Genomic DNA, 17011 nt, shown 5'->3' on the forward strand with positions numbered 1-17011 from the left:
AGAATAGATCAACATGTGTTTTTAGGACAAAAAAGTGGAAGAAAATGCCAAAGACTTTGAAATAGGTTTTTTGGACGGTTACAACTGTTAAGCAAATGGTATTTCTTTAACTATATAGATATATAGAAAAAGGAAATATGACTATGAATGCACCAGTAAATGTTCAGCAAGAACTTATGCCAGTGCCAGCGTCTATGCGTGAGATAGATCGTAAGCGCTATTTATGGATGATTAGTCCGGCTCTACCTGTAATTGGTTTAGGTATTTTAGCTGGTTACCATTTTGGTCCACGCCCATTAAAGAAAGTATTTGCTTTAGGTGGCCCACTTTTATTACACGTTGTGATTCCTGCAATTGATACGATTATTGGTAAAGATGCACGTAATCCAACCGATGAAGAAATTAAACTTCTAGAAAAAGATCCGTATTATTCACGTTTGGTGAAGAGTTTTATTCCATTACAATATGCAGCAAACGTTTATGCATGTTATTTAACAAGCCGTAAAACTACTTCATTTATTGATAAAATTTTGCTTGGTATTTCAATGGGTGCAATTAATGGTATTGCAATTAATACAGCCCATGAATTAAGTCATAAACATGATCGTATCGACCATATTTTATCTCATCTTGCTTTAGTACCTACTGGTTATAACCATTTCCGTATTGAGCATCCATATGGCCACCATAAACGCGCGGCAACGCCTGAAGATCCAGCATCTTCACGTATGGGTGAAACATTCTATGAATTTTGGCCACGTACAGTGATTGGTTCTTTCAAGTCAGCAATTGAAATTGAGAAAAACCGTCTAAAACGTAAAGGTAAAGAGTTCTGGTCACTCGATAACGAATTGCTGCAAGGCTGGGGTATGAGTGCTGCTTTCCATGCTTCTATGGTCGGCATTTTTGGTAAAGGCACAATTCCTTATTTGGCAACACAAGCATTTTACGGTGTTAGTCTATTCGAAATTATTAACTACATTGAGCATTATGGTTTATTGCGCCAGAAAAAAGAAAATGGTCAATATGAACGTACAATGCCAGAGCATAGCTGGAATAATAACAACGTAGTGACAAACTTGTTCTTATATCAGTTACAACGTCACTCAGACCATCATGCTTATCCAACTCGTCCATTCCAGGCACTGCGTCATTTTGATGAAGCACCTGAGTTACCAAGTGGTTATGCAAGTATGTTGCTACCAGCATTAATTCCTTCACTGTGGTTTAAAATGATGGACAAGCGTGTATTTGATCACTACAAAGGTGATTTAAATAAGGCAAATATTTCACCAAAACGTCGTGCAAAAATCTTTAAAAAATTCGGTGTAGTTGATAAGTCATTAGAAGTTACACCAGCTAAATAAATAAAAAATATATTCCTGAAATACCAAACCCTCTAATCAGGTGACTAGAGGGTTTTTATTTTGTAGATAGAATAGTGCTAAACAGCAAGGGAATTTAAACTCCCTTGCAATGCTCTTATTTTAATTCACTTGAAGATTTACCAAGCTCACGTCGAGCAATAATAAGTTGCTGGATTTGTTGAGTACCTTCAAAAATATCGAGAATTTTTGAGTCACGTGCCCATTTTTCAAGTAATTCATCCTCGTTATAGCCAACACTTGCTGCCAACTCGACACATTTTAAAGTGATTTCATTACCAACACGGCCAGCTTTTGCTTTGGCGATGGAAGCTTCTTTTGAGTTTGGTTTTTTGTTATCTGCCATCCATGTTGCTTTCAACATAAGTAACCGTGCGGCTTCCCATTCGGCTTCCATACGGTAAATTTGTGCCGCAAGATTGGACGTTTGTAAATATGGCGTTGAGTAATCTGGATCTAACTGGTCTTTAAAAATTTCTTTAATATGTTCTAAAGAAGCCTTTGCACAGCCGATGGCCATAGCAGCGACCAGTGGGCGTGTATTATCAAAAGTTTCCATTACACCTGCGAAACCTTTAGCAACGTCCACTTCTGCATTACCTAAAAGATTTTCAGCTGGCACACGACAGTCAGTAAAACTAATAACTGCTGTATCAGAAGCTTTAATTCCCAATTTGTGTTCAAGGCGCTCAACCTTCATTCCAGGTGTGCCTTTAGGTACGACAAATGACTTGATTGCTGCACGTCCAAGTTTTCGGTCGAGGGTAGCCCATACGACCACAGAGTCTGCACGTTCACCAGAGGTTACGAAAATCTTTTCACCATTTAAAATGTAGTCATTACCATCTTTAGTTGCTGTAGTACGGATAGCAGCAGAGTCTGAACCACAGCCGGGTTCAGTAATGGCCATAGCAGCCCAAGTACCTTTAAAACGTTCTAGTTGCTCATCATTTGCCACTGCAGCAATTGCAGAATTCCCTAAACCTTGACGTGGCATGCTGAGCAATAAACCCGTATCGCCATAACACATTTCAATGATGCCTAGTGCTGTCGACATGTTGGTGCCATTACGGACACCTTCATTATCAGTTTCACCACGTTTACCGGCACCAGCTGCACCTGCATTAATTCCTTCACCACCTTCATTCATGCCATCAATGAGTGAAGCGAGCATATCGAGCTCTTTTGGATAAGCATGTTCTGCTTTATCGTATTTTCGGGAAATAGGGCGTAATACATTGATCGCAACATCATGTGCCTGATCAATCATCATTTTGAATTTTTTTGGATTTTGTAAATTCATGGAAATATCCTCTGATCAATCTTAAGCATGTAAGCCAGAATGCAAAATTGCGGTCGCACGTAAATCACGATACCAACGTTCAACAGGGTGCTCTTTTGTGAAACCATGACCTCCCAAAATTTGTACGCCATCTGTTCCTATTTTCATGGATTTTTCTGCGCAAAGAAGTCGAGCTAAATATGCTTCACGATGGAAAGGTTTACCTGCTTCGGCAAGACTTGCGGCATTTAGAATCAACATACGCATAGCATCAATTTCAATAGCCATATCTGCAATCATGAATGCGACACTTTGACGATGTGAAATTGGTTCTCCGAAAGCAGTTCGCTCATTGGCATATTTAATACAGTAGGCTTTTACAGCTTCACAGGTTCCTACAGCCATTGAACACCACATTAAGTTACCTAAATCTAAAAAGGCGGTGTAATCAAAATCTGTTGCACCTAGTCGTAGAGCAGGTGTATGGCTGAATTTTAAAGTAGCTGTCTCTGTTGCTTTGAGGCCCATTGCTGGAGTGTTCTTAATGGAAATGGTGTCACCAACTTGCACTACAAATACATCTGGCTTGCCATTAAAGTCAGCACTCACCAAGAACACATCAGCCAGATCACCTAAAATGACTAAAGTTTTTTCACCATCTATAAAATATTGATCATTTTCAAGAGAAGCTTTTGTTTTTAAAACATAAGGGTTGAATGCTGGAGTTGCTTCTTGTACTGCAAAGGTTGCAGTAATGTCTGAGTCTTCAGCAAAACAAGGCAAATACATTGATTGAACTTCAGTCGAACCCCAACGTGTGATTGCATTAATAACGCTAAATGTACTGAGTAATCCCGCTGTAAGACTAAAATCACCCTCAGCTAGTTTTTCAGCGATGAGTAAGTTACTGACAATATTTTGTTCAGCAGCAACACCACCTAGTGCTTCCGGTAGGGCGTAATAATTTAGCCCTAAATCTTCAACATATTGCCAAAGACTTTCTGGAAATTGAGCTGCCTGATCAGCATCATGAGCTAATTCTAGTAAAACTTCTTGAGCAAATTGAGACATTGCTTCAGAAGTCATTTGTTGTTCTTCAGTCAGGCTTAAATCAAATAGGTTTTTCTTCTGTTGTGGTAGGCGCTGCTGTGAAATTTGTTTTGGTTTAAATGCTTTCTGGGTCTGGCTTAATGCTCTAAAGCCAGCTTTTGAACCTTGATAAAGAGACTTTTCAAGAAATTTACGTAGTTTGAGTTGATCAAGTACATCGCTTCCAGCTAATTTTGTGATCAGCGATAAACCCAGCCCTTGGGCTTTATTGATCATATTTGTCATGATTATGGTGTCCTAACACATTGTTATTGTTTTATGCTGACACGCTATATAAGAAAAAACTATGTCGTTACTGACAGTCAAAAAATGAGTAGATAAATGGTAAGAACAAAATAGAATTGATTTTATGTATTTGATTTTATAAATGAAAATCAATTGTTAAAAATAATCATTTTATGTGGATTGACTAGAATGACATGGAGCCATTCTAGTCTTGATAAATTAAGCAAAGTTACGAATCATACGACGTACATTTGTTTTGGCATCAATAACAGTCATAAATGTATATGCACCAATAAACTTACGGCTAATAAACATAAATTCTTTTGGAGGAACTGAGAAATAGCGCGACGCCATTGATTTGCTTGCTTGTTGCATAACACGACTATGTAACTGGCTTTTTTTCCAGTCATAACGTTCATGTTCATCCATCAGGCCAGCTGGCATATCTGGATTATTTGCAGGGGTACTGAATGCTTCGGTCGCAAGTAAAAAGACATCGGCCATGCCAGGTTTAATACTTTCAGGCATCGCATCGAAAAACTCATATCCAGTCATTGCTTGGACCATTGCATGTTTATCATGCTGATAACCCGCTTGTATGAGATTGCGTGCAACTGAGAGTAAGTGTTCATCGAACTGACGAATCGCGCCGAAGTCTAATAGTACGATTTTGTCCTGAACATCTTGGCCATTACCTAAACGAACTAGGTAGTTACCAAAGTTAGGGTCAGTTTGCATTTCACCCCATTCAAAAATCTCACGAACAGCAATCTCTAATGATGCTTCACCAAGTTGATTACGACGTTCTTGTGGAAGAGAAAGCATAACAGGACTATTAATAGGTACGCCGCGTTCGAATGTCATACACAGGACTTGATCTGTGCAGTAGTCATCTACAATTGTAGGGACAATATAGCGTTCATCATCTTTTAAGCGCTCACCAAAGCGGCGAGTGGTTGCTGCTTCTACATCATAATTGACTTCACGATGCATCATTTCACGTACTTCATCAAACCACTGATCAAACTCACGGGTTTGTGGCACCATACGTGTAAGCTTAAGCATGTTTTTAAATAGACTCATGTCTGAGTCAATTGCACTTGCCACGCCAGGATATTGAATTTTTAAAACTAACTCTAAGCCATCTGATTTGCGAATAGCGCGATGAACTTGTGCAAGAGATGCTGTACCAATAGGTTCATGATCAATCGTTAAGTCGTTTAATTTTGAACCGAGTTGTTCTTGTAAATGCGGCTTAATCGCAGGCCAGTCTAAAGCAACGGTTTGGTTGTTTAAAGTATTTAATGCCTGAGTAATTTCTTCTGGTAAAAAATGTTCACCATAAAGCGCCATCATTTGGCCAATCTTAACAATAGAACCCTTAAGTTTGCCAATTTCAGAAACAAGATAATTAGCTTGCTCGCTCATTGCCTTTTTACGCTTCTTCTCTTTTTCTTCTTCACTAGAAAAGAGGGTAGAGGCACTCGCAGTAGCCCAACGTGTTCCTGCCAGTAAAGAAGCTTTCGCGATTGATAAGCGTCGATCCATGGAAGAAGTTTTTAAACTCTTAAGCTTATCTTTCTGATTTGACATGAAAATAGAATCCTATGCGCATCATGCAGCCAAACGCTGGTGATCTAAAATTGTAACGAATATTACATGTTTTGAACGTATTAAAATAGTTCCCTCAGACTGAATGGTGAGTTGAAAGTCTCATTTTGTATCTTAATTTTCTGTAAATAGCCTAAGTGGTATAATGAAAATTAAAATACAAGTCTTTCAGAAAGAGAAGCTAGATTAAAAAGCCGTTAGGTATTAACCGCTAACTCACATTTTAAACTGAATTTTTAATTCAGCCTTTTGCATTAAGTGGATACGATTAGCTTGAATATGTTGAATAACCATTTGCTTGACAGAATCATGCATAAAACCAAGTGCATGAGCCTTTACAATGATAATGCTAGGCAATGTATAGAAAAAATACTTAACATCCTCAAAAGTCGCATTATTAAAAATGCCTTGTTCGATTAAGGTCTGCTGTAAAAATTGCTTTTCATTGAATACATGATCTGACGACTCATCCCAAAAACGGTGACGCATTGCCATCAGATTGTTGTGTTTATAACTCATAAATTTGCCAGTTCAGACTTTAAATCTCAGTTAAATATATTGGAGTCATCCACTCAATATCAAGTTCAGATTGTTTTTTGTTCAGTGTCTGTTTGATTTTTCATGTAAATGATGTAAATAGCCTAAGCAAATTTTAAAATTTTCTTTAAAATAAATATAATCAACCTCATTTCATTAAAATCTAAAATCCTATGACACCTGCATGTAGACTGTTAAAAAGTAATAAAATTGAATTTTCTGTTCATGAATATGAACATGATGCAAACGCCAAAAGTTTTGGCTTAGAAGCTGCGGAAAAATTAAACCTTGATGTAAATGAGGTGTTTAAAACACTTCTTGTTACCGATGAAAAAAATTATTTTGTCGCAATCATACCTGTTAATCATCAGCTCAGTTTAAAAAAGGTTGCAACGGCGGTTGGGTGTAAAAAATTGCAGATGGCAAATCCAAAAGATGCCGAACGTTTGACAGGGTACTTAGTGGGGGGAATTAGTCCATTAGGCCAAAAGAAACGTTTGAAAACTGTGATTGATGCATCTGCACAAGAGCTCAGCAAAATTTATGTAAGTGGCGGTAAAAGAGGTCTAGATATTGGTTTAAATCCTAAAGATCTGGCGCAGGTATTAACGGCGCAATTTGTAGATGTACTGGATTAATTAAAAGAAAGGTATTACAAGTTGACATCTTAAATGAAAATGATTATCATTATTATGTATTGTTTGGTTCTACCAGAAAATAACAAGAATTATAAACGCTTCTGGTATTGGTATGCCTGCAAGACATAATAAAAAGAATGCAGGTTTATTTAGCAGTAAATGGACCTAAGAAAAATAAACATTATCAGCGCAATAAAAAGAACAAGCAAAGGTAGCAAGCGAGGATGGCTTGCTACTTTTGTACTTAAATTCAGTTTCAGAATTATTTTCATTATTCAACTTTTTTGAGCTTTTAAATTAGCCTAGTAACAGAATACTTATATTTTTGATTAAAAAATAACCACTAATGTTTCATTTATTATCGTTATCCCTTTTTAACCATTTTTTTGTATACCCTGAATAAAACATGACCAAAAAAAGAGGTAAAAACGTGCTTATTTTTCATGGAAAACCTGTTCATGGAGCTATCTTTGATATGGATGGGACAATGTTTGATACTGAGCGTTTACGGTTTCAAACATTGCAACAGGCATCTCAAGAACTCATTGGGCAGGAGTTTTCTCACGAATATTTAATGCAATGTTTGGGTTTAAGTGCAACAACGGCGGAAAAACTTGCACAACGTTTATATGGAGTAGATGTGCCATATAAAGAAATACGAAAAAGAGCCGATGAGATGGAGCTTGAGCATATTCGTAAACATGGTGTGCCTATTAAAAAGGGATTAGTTCAAGTTTTAGAACGTTTACGAAAATCGGGATTAAGAATGGCTGTTGCGACTTCAAGCCGTAGAGCAATTGCCGAAGAATATTTAATTAATGCGAATGTTTATAAGTTTTTTGATGTGATTACTTGTGGAGATGAAGTTGAACAAGGAAAGCCGCATCCAGAAATCTTTTTAAAAGCAGCTAGTCAACTTCACTTGGACGCTAACCAGTGTCTTATGCTTGAAGATTCTGAAAATGGTTTAACTTCAGCTCACACTTCAAAAGGTTTAACCATTTTATTAAAAGATATTAAAGAACCAAATGATGAAATGTTAGATAAAGCGCATTTTTATTATGACCAGATGTATGACTTCTTAACTGATCTTGACCAGTTTATTCCTGTTATGGATATGCCAGAGATACAGGAACCTTTTCCGCAAAGTCTGAATCAGCTGACGGTTGGGATACATGGTTTTGGAGCAATTGGCGGTGGTTATGTAGCACAAATCTTGTCGCATTGGGATGGTTATACAAAACCAAAACGTATAATTGCGTCAACACGAAATAGTCTTTTCCGCGAAGCTGTAAATGCGTTTGGAACCTATAGTATTCGCTATGGGCAATTTTCTTATGATGAACGTATTGAAAATATGACCATTGTTGATTCTGACAATGAACAACAAATGTTAGAGATGTATACTCATTCAAATTTGATTGCATTATGTTTGCCTGAGCAAGCGATCGAAGCTGAAGCAAAAATAATTGCAAAAGGGTTATATGCGCGTTTTAACTCACCACTTGAAACATGTATAGAACCGCTAACCTTTCTAATTATTTTAAATAAAGTCGGTGCGAAATATTTAGTGATGAAGCATCTGAGAGAAGCTCTACTAGAGTTAACCAACGATGAAGATATAACCGAGCATATTTTAAAAGAGCATTACTTTTGCGACACCGTTGTAAACCGCATGGTCTCAAAGCTATCTAATCAAAATTTATATCGCCAACTTCGTATTAAGCATAATTTTCTTGAACAGCATTTAGAAGATGTGGAACAAGAAGATCAAACCGAAATTGAAGACTGCAATAAACTGACTCAAGATCAGCAAAATCAGGCTTCTATCTATGTCGATAACATGCGTCGTAATTTCCAACCTGGGCATATATTACAAAGCATGGATTTAATTTTGTTCCATAGTGAAACTGATATGCCAATCTATGTAGAGAAAGGCAGTCCTTTACTTGAAAAATTGCGTCAGGTGGTATTGGTTGACCAAATTACAGATATTCAACTCATTAAAAACCGTCTATGGAACGGCGTACATGCGATGCTTGCTTGGTATGCATCTTTAATGGGTTATGAATCTATTGGTGTTGCTATGGGTGATCATTCAGTTAAAGCATTTGCAGAGAACTTAATTACAGAAGTGAAGCAAGGGCTTGCAATTGCATTACCTAACTATGCAAAAGATCTGGATCGAATAGCTCAAAGTTTTCTAGACTCATGTGAATATGCATTTAAAGATCCTTGCCAACGCGTAGCTAGAGATCCATTACGCAAACTCAATCATAATGAACGTGTTATGGCATCAATTGAAGTGAATATTCGTCATGATTTGACTTATAAAAATTTATTAAAAGGCGCTGCTTTAGGTTATGCCTATGCAATTCAATTTTTAGAAATTGAAGAGACTAAAGCGGTTGAACATTTGCAACAGCAAATTCAAAAAATGGATATTAATACTACCCAGAAAAGACAACTTGAAGTTGAGTTGTTTCAACTTATTCAATATTTGTTTTCTGAACAAGAGAAACAACCCTTGAACATGAGTATTACCAACGCCAAAATTACAGGTACTCAATATGTTTAAATTCGCTTAATAAACTAAGACTCTACAATTTAAAAGCAAACATGTTTTAATACAGAACTTGAATGATTTTGAATTAAAACTGTGCTGTTAAAACCCTCAACACTCATGGTGCCGACACCTATACGGGATTATCCTGAATGGCACCGTGGGCGTCAAAATTACGGTTTATGGTATCTAGAAATGAATGATCAAAAATTAGTTGATTATTTAGATACCTTGCGTGCGCATTTTTCAGAATTTCTATTAGAACCTAATCACCGGCAATATCATGTCACGCTATTTATATGTGGGTTCTTAAGCCATGAAATTAAAGTTCATAGTGATGACTTTAGTTTTAGTGAGTTTACACAACAAAGGGAAATTTTAAGAAAAGAAGATATTGCACCATTTCGATTAAAAATTGGTTCGATTGATAGCTTTAGTAGTGCTTTATTTGTAGAAATACGAGACACAGAAAATGTCTTATCTCTCATACGCCAAAAATTAGACACGATAACTAATGAAATTGCCGCTTTAGATTACTGTCCGCACATCACGCTAGGGTTATATAAAAATACCTATAGTAGTGATTTGATTTTGCAAAAAATTTCTGAATTACCTGTACAATACAAAGACGCTGAATTTGAACTTAAAGTTGAGCATTTAACGTTTGGCTATTATAAGGCTCAAACTTTACAAGGTAAGCTGTATTCGTATCAGCATTTGTTTTTAGGTGATTCATGTTGCAACTGATTTTGGGTGGCGCCCGCTCTGGCAAAAGTCGACTCGCTGAACAAACAGCCATATCTACGCAATTACCTGTAACTTATGTGGCGACGGCGCAAGCTCTTGATCCAGAAATGAAAAATCGAATTGCTCATCATCAAAATCAGCGTCCTGCACATTGGTCCTTAATTGAAGAACCATTATTTTTAGCAAATGCTCTGAAAAAAATTGATCAACCTAATCAAATAATTTTAGTAGATTGTTTAACGCTTTGGCTAACCAATTTGTTACTGTTAGAAGATCAAAATGTTCAACAACTTGAGTGTAAGCAACTATTAAAAGTTTTACCTACACTTGAGTCAGAAATTATTTTAGTAAGTAATGAAACAGGACTTGGGGTTGTGCCACTCGGTGAAATTAGCCGCCGTTTTGTAGATGAAGCGGGAAGACTACATCAAGCTTTAGGGCAAATTGCAGATAAGGTTGTGTTTTGTGTGGCTGGTTTTCCAATGATTTTAAAAGGTGAGAAATAAAATGAACTGGTGGTTAGAATCTTTAAAGCAACCTAATTTGGAAGCAAAACACCAAGCTGAACAACATCAACTCCAGCTCACCAAACCTACTGGTGCCTTAGGTGATTTAGAGCAGATTGCAATTACACTTGCTAGTTTACAGTCAAATGCTCACCCACAAGTTAGCCATCCATGGATCGCAATTTTTGCAGGTGATCATGGCGTAGTTGAAGAAAATATCTCTGCATATCCTCAAGCTGTTACCCGTCAAATGTTGCAAAACTTCACGACGGGTGGCGCAGCAATTAGTGTACTTGCTAAATATCATGAAGCTCATTTACAAGTCATTGACTGTGGCACAGTGGGTGAAGCATATGAATATGCAGGTGTTGAGCGTCATTGTATTCGTGCTGGCACAGCAAATTTTGCCAAACAAGCCGCAATGAATGCTGACGAATGTCGTGCTGCTTTAGAGTTGGGAAAAAAGAGTGTAGATACAGCTAAAGCCGACGGCGCAGATATTTATATTGCAGGTGAAATGGGAATTGGAAATACCTGTTCAGCTTCTGCCTTGGCTTGTCTTTTACTAAATGATACTGCTGAGCAATTAACGGGAGTTGGTACAGGAATTGGTGCCGATCAGTTAAGACATAAAATTGAAGTGATTGAAAAAGCAATTGAACTTCATCACAAACATGTCGTTGGTGATATCTTCAAAACACTATGTGCCGTAGGTGGTTTGGAAATTGCGGCAATTATTGGTGCTTATATTCGATGTGCACAAGTGGGTTTACCTATTATTGTGGATGGTTTTATTAGTTCTGTAGCCGCTTTATGTGCTGTGCGGATGAACCCTAAAGTGCGTGACTGGATGTTGTTTGGTCATCAATCGGCTGAATATGGACATCGCCGTATTTTACAAGAACTCAATGCTGACCCGATTTTAAAAATGAACTTGCGTTTAGGTGAAGGTAGTGGCGCTGGTACTGCCTTAGCATTAGTTAAAATGGCATGTGTATTACATAACCAAATGGCTACCTTTGCTCAAGCTGCTGTAAGCGGGGATAAAATTGGGTAAATTTAGGATCGATTTGCTCAGACATGGTGAAAGCCAGTATAGCCATACTTTACGTGGGCATTTAGATGATGAGTTAACAGCAAAAGGTTGGCAGCAAATGCAGTCAACCATTGAGCAAGTTTCAAATCAGACATGGGATGTCATTGTAAGTTCATCATTAAAACGATGTGCTTGTTTTGCCGAGCAGCTGTCGAAGACAACTCAGCTGCCTTTACTTGTAAATCATGACTTAAAGGAAATGTATTTTGGTGAGTGGGAAGGTGTCTCAACTCAGCAAATTTACGAAACTTCACCCGAACTACTTGCAAACTTTTGGCAAAAACCAAGTGAATATTGTCCACCTCGCGCAGAAACATTAAACCAGTTTCAAAAAAGGGTTTTGAAAGGCTTTCAAGATTTACTCTTAGAGATGCAAAACCAAAATTGGCAACATGCATTAGTCGTTACACATGGTGGTGTGATTAAGCTATTGGCTTGTTTGGCTAGGCAACAACCTTTAGATGACTTACTTAAAATGCCGGCCGAGCTTGGGAAGTTATATTCTTTAGAGTTTTCTCAAACAGATGGTCAACTAAATTTTATGTTAAGAGAGTAGCTTTATATTTTATACACTTGTAAGTTATTATTTTTATAAAGATATTTAAAATCATGTAATCGTACTGTCATTGCTAAAAATTAAGCTATTGCTATTTCTTATTAATAGCCTATTTGACTTATGAATATTTTATTTAAAACGACGTTGCTTGCCACAACCATATTGCTTATAGCCTGTAATAATAATGATGAGCAAGAAGTTCAGACTACACCTACAAACTCATCGAAATATTATCAAACAAAAACACCTTATCAACCGCAACAAGACCTAAAAAGCTATGAACAAGCACCAAATGGGTTCCAACCAGTTTTTACTGAGTTAGTCGCACGTCATGGTTCACGAGGACTCTCAAGTCTTAAGTATGATTTAGCACTTTATAATTTATGGAAACAAGCAAAAGCAGAAAATGCTTTAACGCCGTTAGGTGAGCAATTAGGTGCTGATTTAGAAGCCATGATGAAGGCAAATATCTTATTAGGTTATGGCGTGGAAGGGATCCGCCAGTATGGTTACGGAAATGAAACCATGACTGGTATTTTAGAACACCGTGGCATTGCCGACCGCTTATTACAACGCTTACCAACACTTTTAAACCCACAAGCATCTATATTGGTACAAAGTTCTGGGGTAGATCGTGCGGTGGATAGTGCTAAATTCTTCACTGCTGAACTAATGAAACAACAACCGCTGCTTAAAGATAAAATTGTGCCAACGTCTTATACCAGTTTATCGAGTTCAAGTGTTCCTAGCCTTGTAGATGGGGGTGTTGATCGTTTTAAACTTTATTTTCATAGTCTGAATGCGACTGAAGATTTGACTCAGCCATTGAGTGCTAGCCAACAAAAAATTTATGATGCGAGTCAGGCCTATCAAGATTTCGAAGCAAATAATAAAGATTTAGCCCAAAAGTTAGATGAGTTATCAAAAAATACTCAGGCAGAAAAAATTGCCCAGAGCGTACTCACTCCGATTTTTAAAGCAGACTTCATTAAAAAACTCGGTACAACAGGGTATAGCTTTAGTAATAATGGATCCTTTACAGTCACTTCACCAAAAGGTGAGCAAATTACAGAAAAAGGTAAGGGCAAAAATACGATTGCTAGTGCAGTAGATGCCGCGGCTTATATTTATGAGCTTTATTCAATTTCTGGTGGTATGAAAGATGAGTTGAAAGGTATCGATTTTGATAAATATATGCCTTTAGATGCTGCAAAATTTTACGCTGAATTCAATGATGCCAATGATTTCTATGAAAAAGGCCCAAGTTTCACAGAGTCAAACCAAGTTACAAGTGAAATTGCTCAAGGGCTCAAACAAGATTTATTCCAACAAGTTGATGCGGTTGTAAATAAAGCTCAACCATATAAAGCAGTTTTACGCTTTGCTCATGCTGAAATTATTATTCCTCTGGCAACAAGCTTAGATTTGCATAATATGATGCAGCCTTTACCACTACGCCAGACTTATAACTATTCAACAAGCACATGGCGTGGTGAAGTGGTTTCACCTATGGCAGCTAATGTACAGTGGGATATTTACCAAAATAGCCAAGGCTCGACTTTAGTGAAGATGCTTTATAACGAAAAAGAGACTTTATTTAAATCTGCATGTAACTATGCGCGTTACACACCAACTAGTTTTTACTACGACTACATAAAATTGAAACAGTGCTATCAAATGCAATAGTTTTTCAGTTTTTGACGTCTTTAATGGGAATAGGGATTGCTATTCCCATTTTTATTTCTTCATAATTCAATTTGTTTTTAAATATAGATCAGTTAGAGAGTGGGATATGACACCTTTTTGGATTGCATTGCAATTTTTAACTGTTCTACCCATTGAGCTAAAAGCAATACCAACGGCGCAACAAAATGGTCGGGCTATTTTATTCTATCCGCTGGTCGGGCTGATTATTGGCGGTATGCTTTTTATTGTTGCCTGTCTTTTTGCTAAACTCCCTATTGTTTTACTTTCGGCAATCATACTCACTTTATGGATTTGGCTGACAGGTGGACTGCATTTAGATGGACTAGCCGATACTGCTGATGCGTGGGTAGGTGGTTTTGGAGATAAACAACGTACTTTACAAATCATGAAGGATCCAAGTTGCGGTCCAATTGGAGTACTCAGCCTAGTTATTATTTGTTTGCTCAAGTTTGTACTGATTTATGTGCTGATTGAACAGCATCAAACGTTATTTTTAGTCTTTGTTCCCATCCTTGGACGTGTGGTACCTTCTATTTTGTTTTTAACTACGCCATATGTCCGTGAAAAAGGTTTAGGGCGTTCTTTGACAGACTATTTGCCCAAAACTGCTTCATGGATAATAACTGGGTTTGTTCTGCTGCTACCTTTGTATTGGGAATTGCAAGGGCTTATTGCCATTATTGGTTTTTTAATCAGTGTTGTTTATTTAAGACATTTATTTTTAAAAAGAATAGGTGGTATTACGGGGGATACCGTCGGTGCAGCAATTGAGCTTAGCGAAACCGTGCTACTTTTTACTTTTGTCCTAAGTTATTTTTATTTAGTTTGATATTGAATTCCGTCCAAACAAAATAAAAAAGCCCTCATTTTTGAGGGCTTAATTTTCAATCTTAAAAGATGAATTAACGGTTTGGTAAAACTTCTTTTAAAGCTTCATGCATTTCAAGCAATGTCTTTTCAGTAGTTTCCCAGTCGATACAACCATCTGTTACTGATTTACCATATTCTAAATCGCAAAGATTTTCAGGAATATCTTGGCGACCACCTTTTAGGTGACTTTCAACCATAATACCTACGATTGACTTATTGCCATCTAAAATTTGTTCAGTAATGTTCTTAAGAACAAGTGGTTGTAAGTAAGGGTCTTTATTTGAGTTAGCATGACTCGCATCGATCATGATTTTATTGCTAACTTTTGCTTTTGCTAAAGCATTTTCTGCTTCCGCAACAGAGCCTGCATCATAGTTTGGCTTACCATTACCACCACGTAATACAACGTGTGCATAAGGGTTACCATTTGTATTAATGATTGAAACCTGACCGTCTTCGTTAAGACCTAAGAAGCTGTGACCATATTTAACAGACTGCATGGCATTGGTTGCAACAGTTAAACCGCCGTCTGTACCATTTTTAAAACCTACTGGTGATGATAGACCAGAAGACATTTCACGGTGAGTTTGGCTTTCTGTTGTACGTGCACCAATCGCAGACCAAGAAATTAAATCTTGGTAGTACTGTGGCGAGTTAGGGTCAAGTGCTTCAGTTGCACAAGGCAAACCTTTTTCATTTAACTCAAGCAAAAGCTTACGACCAATACGTAAACCTTTTTCGATGTTAAATGAGTCATTCATATCTGGGTCATTGATTAGACCTTTCCAACCAATTGTTGTACGTGGTTTTTCAAAATAAACACGCATAACTAGATATAAAGTATCTTTAACCTTTTCGCTTAGCGCTTTTAAGCGATCAGCATATTCGTGAGCAGCTTTTGGATCATGAATAGAGCAAGGACCAATAACGACAAATAAACGTTTATCTGAACCATCTAAAATATTACGAATAGTTTCGCGACCTTTTAGAACAGTTTGTGAAGCAACATCAGATAAAGGAAGTTCTGACTTAAGCTCGGCAGGTGTTACAAGAGTTTGGATGCTTTTAATATTAACGTCGTCGATATCTGGCTTGGAAACGGAATTTGAATGTGTAGTCATTGCTGTCACTGGTTCGATCATACTAAAGGTTGTTTTGTGTACTGAATATACCATGAAATAATTATGAAAATGCTACATCTCATGGTATTTCAGTTTGGAAAAATCCTATTGATTTTACTATCTTTCAGTCGAGTTGCTTGTTTTTTCAGCAACCACTGCTTGTTGTTGTACCACAGCTGCTTTTGGTTTAGCTTTGACTGGGTGAACCATAAAGTTAACACCGAGGGCAAATAGGGTAATCCCTAGAATTTTTCGGATTAAGCGTTCCGGCATACGAGAGCTAATTAATGTCCCAATAATAATTGCCGGAATAGAACCTACTAATAACCACATAAGCAGCATAAAGTCGACATTACCCGCACTCATATGTCCAAGACCAGCAACTAGGGTAAGTAATACGGCATGTACCACATCTGACCCAATAATTCGAATCATTGGTAAGTTCGGGAACATAATCACAAGCGCCATAATGCCAAAAGCACCAGCACCAACAGACGATAACGTTACGAATACACCTAAAATGATGCCCATAATGACAATATAGGTACGCTTGTTTTGAACAGCTAATTGCTCATTTTCAGTATGAGTAATTTCTTTATTTCGGAATTTACTGAAGAACTTTTCAATCCGAGAACGGAAAATAATAGAAACACCAGTCAAGGTCAGCATAAAGCCTAAAACCATTGTTAAAACGGCTTTATAGTGTGTTGACTGACTTAAATAATGTTCCAATACCCAAGCAGTACCGAAAGATGCAGGAATACTACCGACTGCGAGCCATAAAACGATAGGCCACACAATATTGAGTTTTTTTGCGTGAACCATTGATCCACAGAACTTTGAAATTGCGGCATAAAGTAAATCGGTACCAATTGCGATATGAGGTTCAATTCTAAAAAGACCAATTAAAATTGGTGTCATTAATGACCCACCACCAACTCCTGTAATACCTACACAGAAGCCAACTAACATACCCGCTAAGATAAATTCAAAAGCACCAGACATCTTTATCGCCACTTATCACGAAACGCAGATATCTTATTCCTTTTAGAGATAA

At 37.3% G+C, this 17011-nt stretch carries 15 protein-coding genes; 9 read left to right on the forward strand and 6 right to left on the reverse strand.

Going from position 1 to position 17011, the window contains the following annotated elements; genetic code table 11:
• Positions 1-143: 143 nt before the first annotated feature.
• Positions 144-1367 (forward strand): alkane 1-monooxygenase, encoded by a 1224-nt coding sequence (locus tag ACH8JV_RS08735; RefSeq protein WP_396463218.1) that lies wholly within the window; start codon positions 144-146, stop codon positions 1365-1367.
• Positions 1368-1482: 115 nt separating this feature from the next.
• Here ACH8JV_RS08735 and ACH8JV_RS08740 read toward each other — a convergent pair whose 3' ends face one another.
• The 4 genes from ACH8JV_RS08740 to ACH8JV_RS08755 all read right to left on the reverse strand — a co-directional run bounded on the left by ACH8JV_RS08740 (position 1483) and on the right by ACH8JV_RS08755 (position 6132).
• On the reverse strand, positions 1483-2688 hold the full coding sequence (locus tag ACH8JV_RS08740; protein WP_396520711.1) for an acyl-CoA dehydrogenase family protein: 1206 nt from the start codon (positions 2686-2688) through the stop codon (positions 1483-1485).
• A 21-nt stretch (positions 2689-2709) separates the two neighbouring features.
• Complete coding sequence (locus ACH8JV_RS08745; RefSeq protein WP_396520781.1) at positions 2710-3993, reverse strand: acyl-CoA dehydrogenase family protein; 1284 nt, start codon at positions 3991-3993, stop codon at positions 2710-2712.
• 228 nt (positions 3994-4221) lie between these two features.
• Positions 4222-5595 (reverse strand): ABC1 kinase family protein, encoded by a 1374-nt coding sequence (locus ACH8JV_RS08750; RefSeq protein WP_396520713.1) that lies wholly within the window; start codon positions 5593-5595, stop codon positions 4222-4224.
• A gap of 234 nt (positions 5596-5829) precedes the next feature.
• Complete coding sequence (locus tag ACH8JV_RS08755; RefSeq protein WP_396520715.1) at positions 5830-6132, reverse strand: hypothetical protein; 303 nt, start codon at positions 6130-6132, stop codon at positions 5830-5832.
• Positions 6133-6323: 191 nt separating this feature from the next.
• On the opposite strand from ACH8JV_RS08755, the gene ybaK reads away from it, so the two are divergent.
• The 8 genes from ybaK (at position 6324) to ACH8JV_RS08795 (ending at position 14792) form a co-directional block, all read left to right on the forward strand.
• Complete coding sequence (gene ybaK / locus ACH8JV_RS08760; protein WP_396463220.1) at positions 6324-6788, forward strand: Cys-tRNA(Pro) deacylase; 465 nt, start codon at positions 6324-6326, stop codon at positions 6786-6788.
• A 430-nt stretch (positions 6789-7218) separates the two neighbouring features.
• Complete coding sequence (mtlD, locus tag ACH8JV_RS08765) at positions 7219-9366, forward strand: bifunctional mannitol-1-phosphate dehydrogenase/phosphatase (protein WP_396520717.1); 2148 nt, start codon at positions 7219-7221, stop codon at positions 9364-9366.
• 105 nt (positions 9367-9471) lie between these two features.
• Positions 9472-10098, forward strand: a complete 627-nt coding sequence (locus ACH8JV_RS08770; RefSeq protein ID WP_396520783.1) for a 2'-5' RNA ligase family protein — start codon at positions 9472-9474, stop codon at positions 10096-10098.
• Positions 10086-10604 (forward strand): bifunctional adenosylcobinamide kinase/adenosylcobinamide-phosphate guanylyltransferase, encoded by a 519-nt coding sequence (gene cobU, locus ACH8JV_RS08775; protein ID WP_396520719.1) that lies wholly within the window; start codon positions 10086-10088, stop codon positions 10602-10604. The genes ACH8JV_RS08770 and cobU overlap by 13 nt, the downstream gene beginning before the upstream one ends.
• Before the next feature lies 1 nt (position 10605).
• Positions 10606-11661, forward strand: a complete 1056-nt coding sequence (cobT, locus tag ACH8JV_RS08780) for a nicotinate-nucleotide--dimethylbenzimidazole phosphoribosyltransferase (protein ID WP_396520721.1) — start codon at positions 10606-10608, stop codon at positions 11659-11661.
• Positions 11654-12256: a histidine phosphatase family protein gene (locus ACH8JV_RS08785; RefSeq protein ID WP_396520723.1), complete on the forward strand. Its 603-nt coding sequence runs from the start codon at positions 11654-11656 to the stop codon at positions 12254-12256. The genes cobT and ACH8JV_RS08785 overlap by 8 nt, the downstream gene beginning before the upstream one ends.
• A gap of 120 nt (positions 12257-12376) precedes the next feature.
• Positions 12377-13942, forward strand: coding sequence for a histidine-type phosphatase (locus ACH8JV_RS08790; protein WP_396520725.1), 1566 nt, complete (start codon positions 12377-12379; stop codon positions 13940-13942).
• A gap of 106 nt (positions 13943-14048) precedes the next feature.
• The gene (locus ACH8JV_RS08795; RefSeq protein ID WP_396520727.1) at positions 14049-14792 is read left to right on the forward strand and encodes an adenosylcobinamide-GDP ribazoletransferase; all 744 of its coding nucleotides are present in this window, start codon (positions 14049-14051) and stop codon (positions 14790-14792) included.
• A gap of 73 nt (positions 14793-14865) precedes the next feature.
• Here the strand turns inward: ACH8JV_RS08795 and ACH8JV_RS08800 are convergent, their stop codons facing one another.
• Positions 14866-15975, reverse strand: coding sequence for a 3-deoxy-7-phosphoheptulonate synthase (locus ACH8JV_RS08800; protein ID WP_009504867.1), 1110 nt, complete (start codon positions 15973-15975; stop codon positions 14866-14868).
• Between the two features lie 96 nt (positions 15976-16071).
• Positions 16072-16959: a sulfite exporter TauE/SafE family protein gene (locus ACH8JV_RS08805; RefSeq protein WP_263613634.1), complete on the reverse strand. Its 888-nt coding sequence runs from the start codon at positions 16957-16959 to the stop codon at positions 16072-16074.
• Positions 16960-17011: the final 52 nt, after the last annotated feature.

It is taken from the genome of Acinetobacter sp. ABJ_C5_2 (assembly GCF_044538485.1).
Classification (GTDB): Bacteria; Pseudomonadota; Gammaproteobacteria; order Pseudomonadales; family Moraxellaceae; genus Acinetobacter; species Acinetobacter nosocomialis_A.

Excerpts from the sequence above, each read along its gene's own strand:
- ACH8JV_RS08735 (WP_396463218.1), top strand. The coding sequence starts at position 144 with ATGAATGCACCAGTAAATGTTCAGCAAGAACTTATGCCAGTGCCAGCG.
- ACH8JV_RS08740 (WP_396520711.1), bottom strand. The coding sequence starts at position 2,688 with ATGAATTTACAAAATCCAAAAAAATTCAAAATGATGATTGATCAGGCA.
- ACH8JV_RS08745 (WP_396520781.1), bottom strand. The coding sequence starts at position 3,993 with ATGATCAATAAAGCCCAAGGGCTGGGTTTATCGCTGATCACAAAATTA.
- ACH8JV_RS08750 (WP_396520713.1), bottom strand. The coding sequence starts at position 5,595 with ATGTCAAATCAGAAAGATAAGCTTAAGAGTTTAAAAACTTCTTCCATG.
- ACH8JV_RS08755 (WP_396520715.1), bottom strand. The coding sequence starts at position 6,132 with ATGAGTTATAAACACAACAATCTGATGGCAATGCGTCACCGTTTTTGG.
- ybaK (WP_396463220.1), top strand. The coding sequence starts at position 6,324 with ATGACACCTGCATGTAGACTGTTAAAAAGTAATAAAATTGAATTTTCT.
- ACH8JV_RS08770 (WP_396520783.1), top strand. The coding sequence starts at position 9,472 with ATGGTGCCGACACCTATACGGGATTATCCTGAATGGCACCGTGGGCGT.
- cobU (WP_396520719.1), top strand. The coding sequence starts at position 10,086 with ATGTTGCAACTGATTTTGGGTGGCGCCCGCTCTGGCAAAAGTCGACTC.
- cobT (WP_396520721.1), top strand. The coding sequence starts at position 10,606 with ATGAACTGGTGGTTAGAATCTTTAAAGCAACCTAATTTGGAAGCAAAA.
- ACH8JV_RS08790 (WP_396520725.1), top strand. The coding sequence starts at position 12,377 with ATGAATATTTTATTTAAAACGACGTTGCTTGCCACAACCATATTGCTT.
- ACH8JV_RS08795 (WP_396520727.1), top strand. The coding sequence starts at position 14,049 with ATGACACCTTTTTGGATTGCATTGCAATTTTTAACTGTTCTACCCATT.
- ACH8JV_RS08800 (WP_009504867.1), bottom strand. The coding sequence starts at position 15,975 with ATGATCGAACCAGTGACAGCAATGACTACACATTCAAATTCCGTTTCC.
- ACH8JV_RS08805 (WP_263613634.1), bottom strand. The coding sequence starts at position 16,959 with ATGTCTGGTGCTTTTGAATTTATCTTAGCGGGTATGTTAGTTGGCTTC.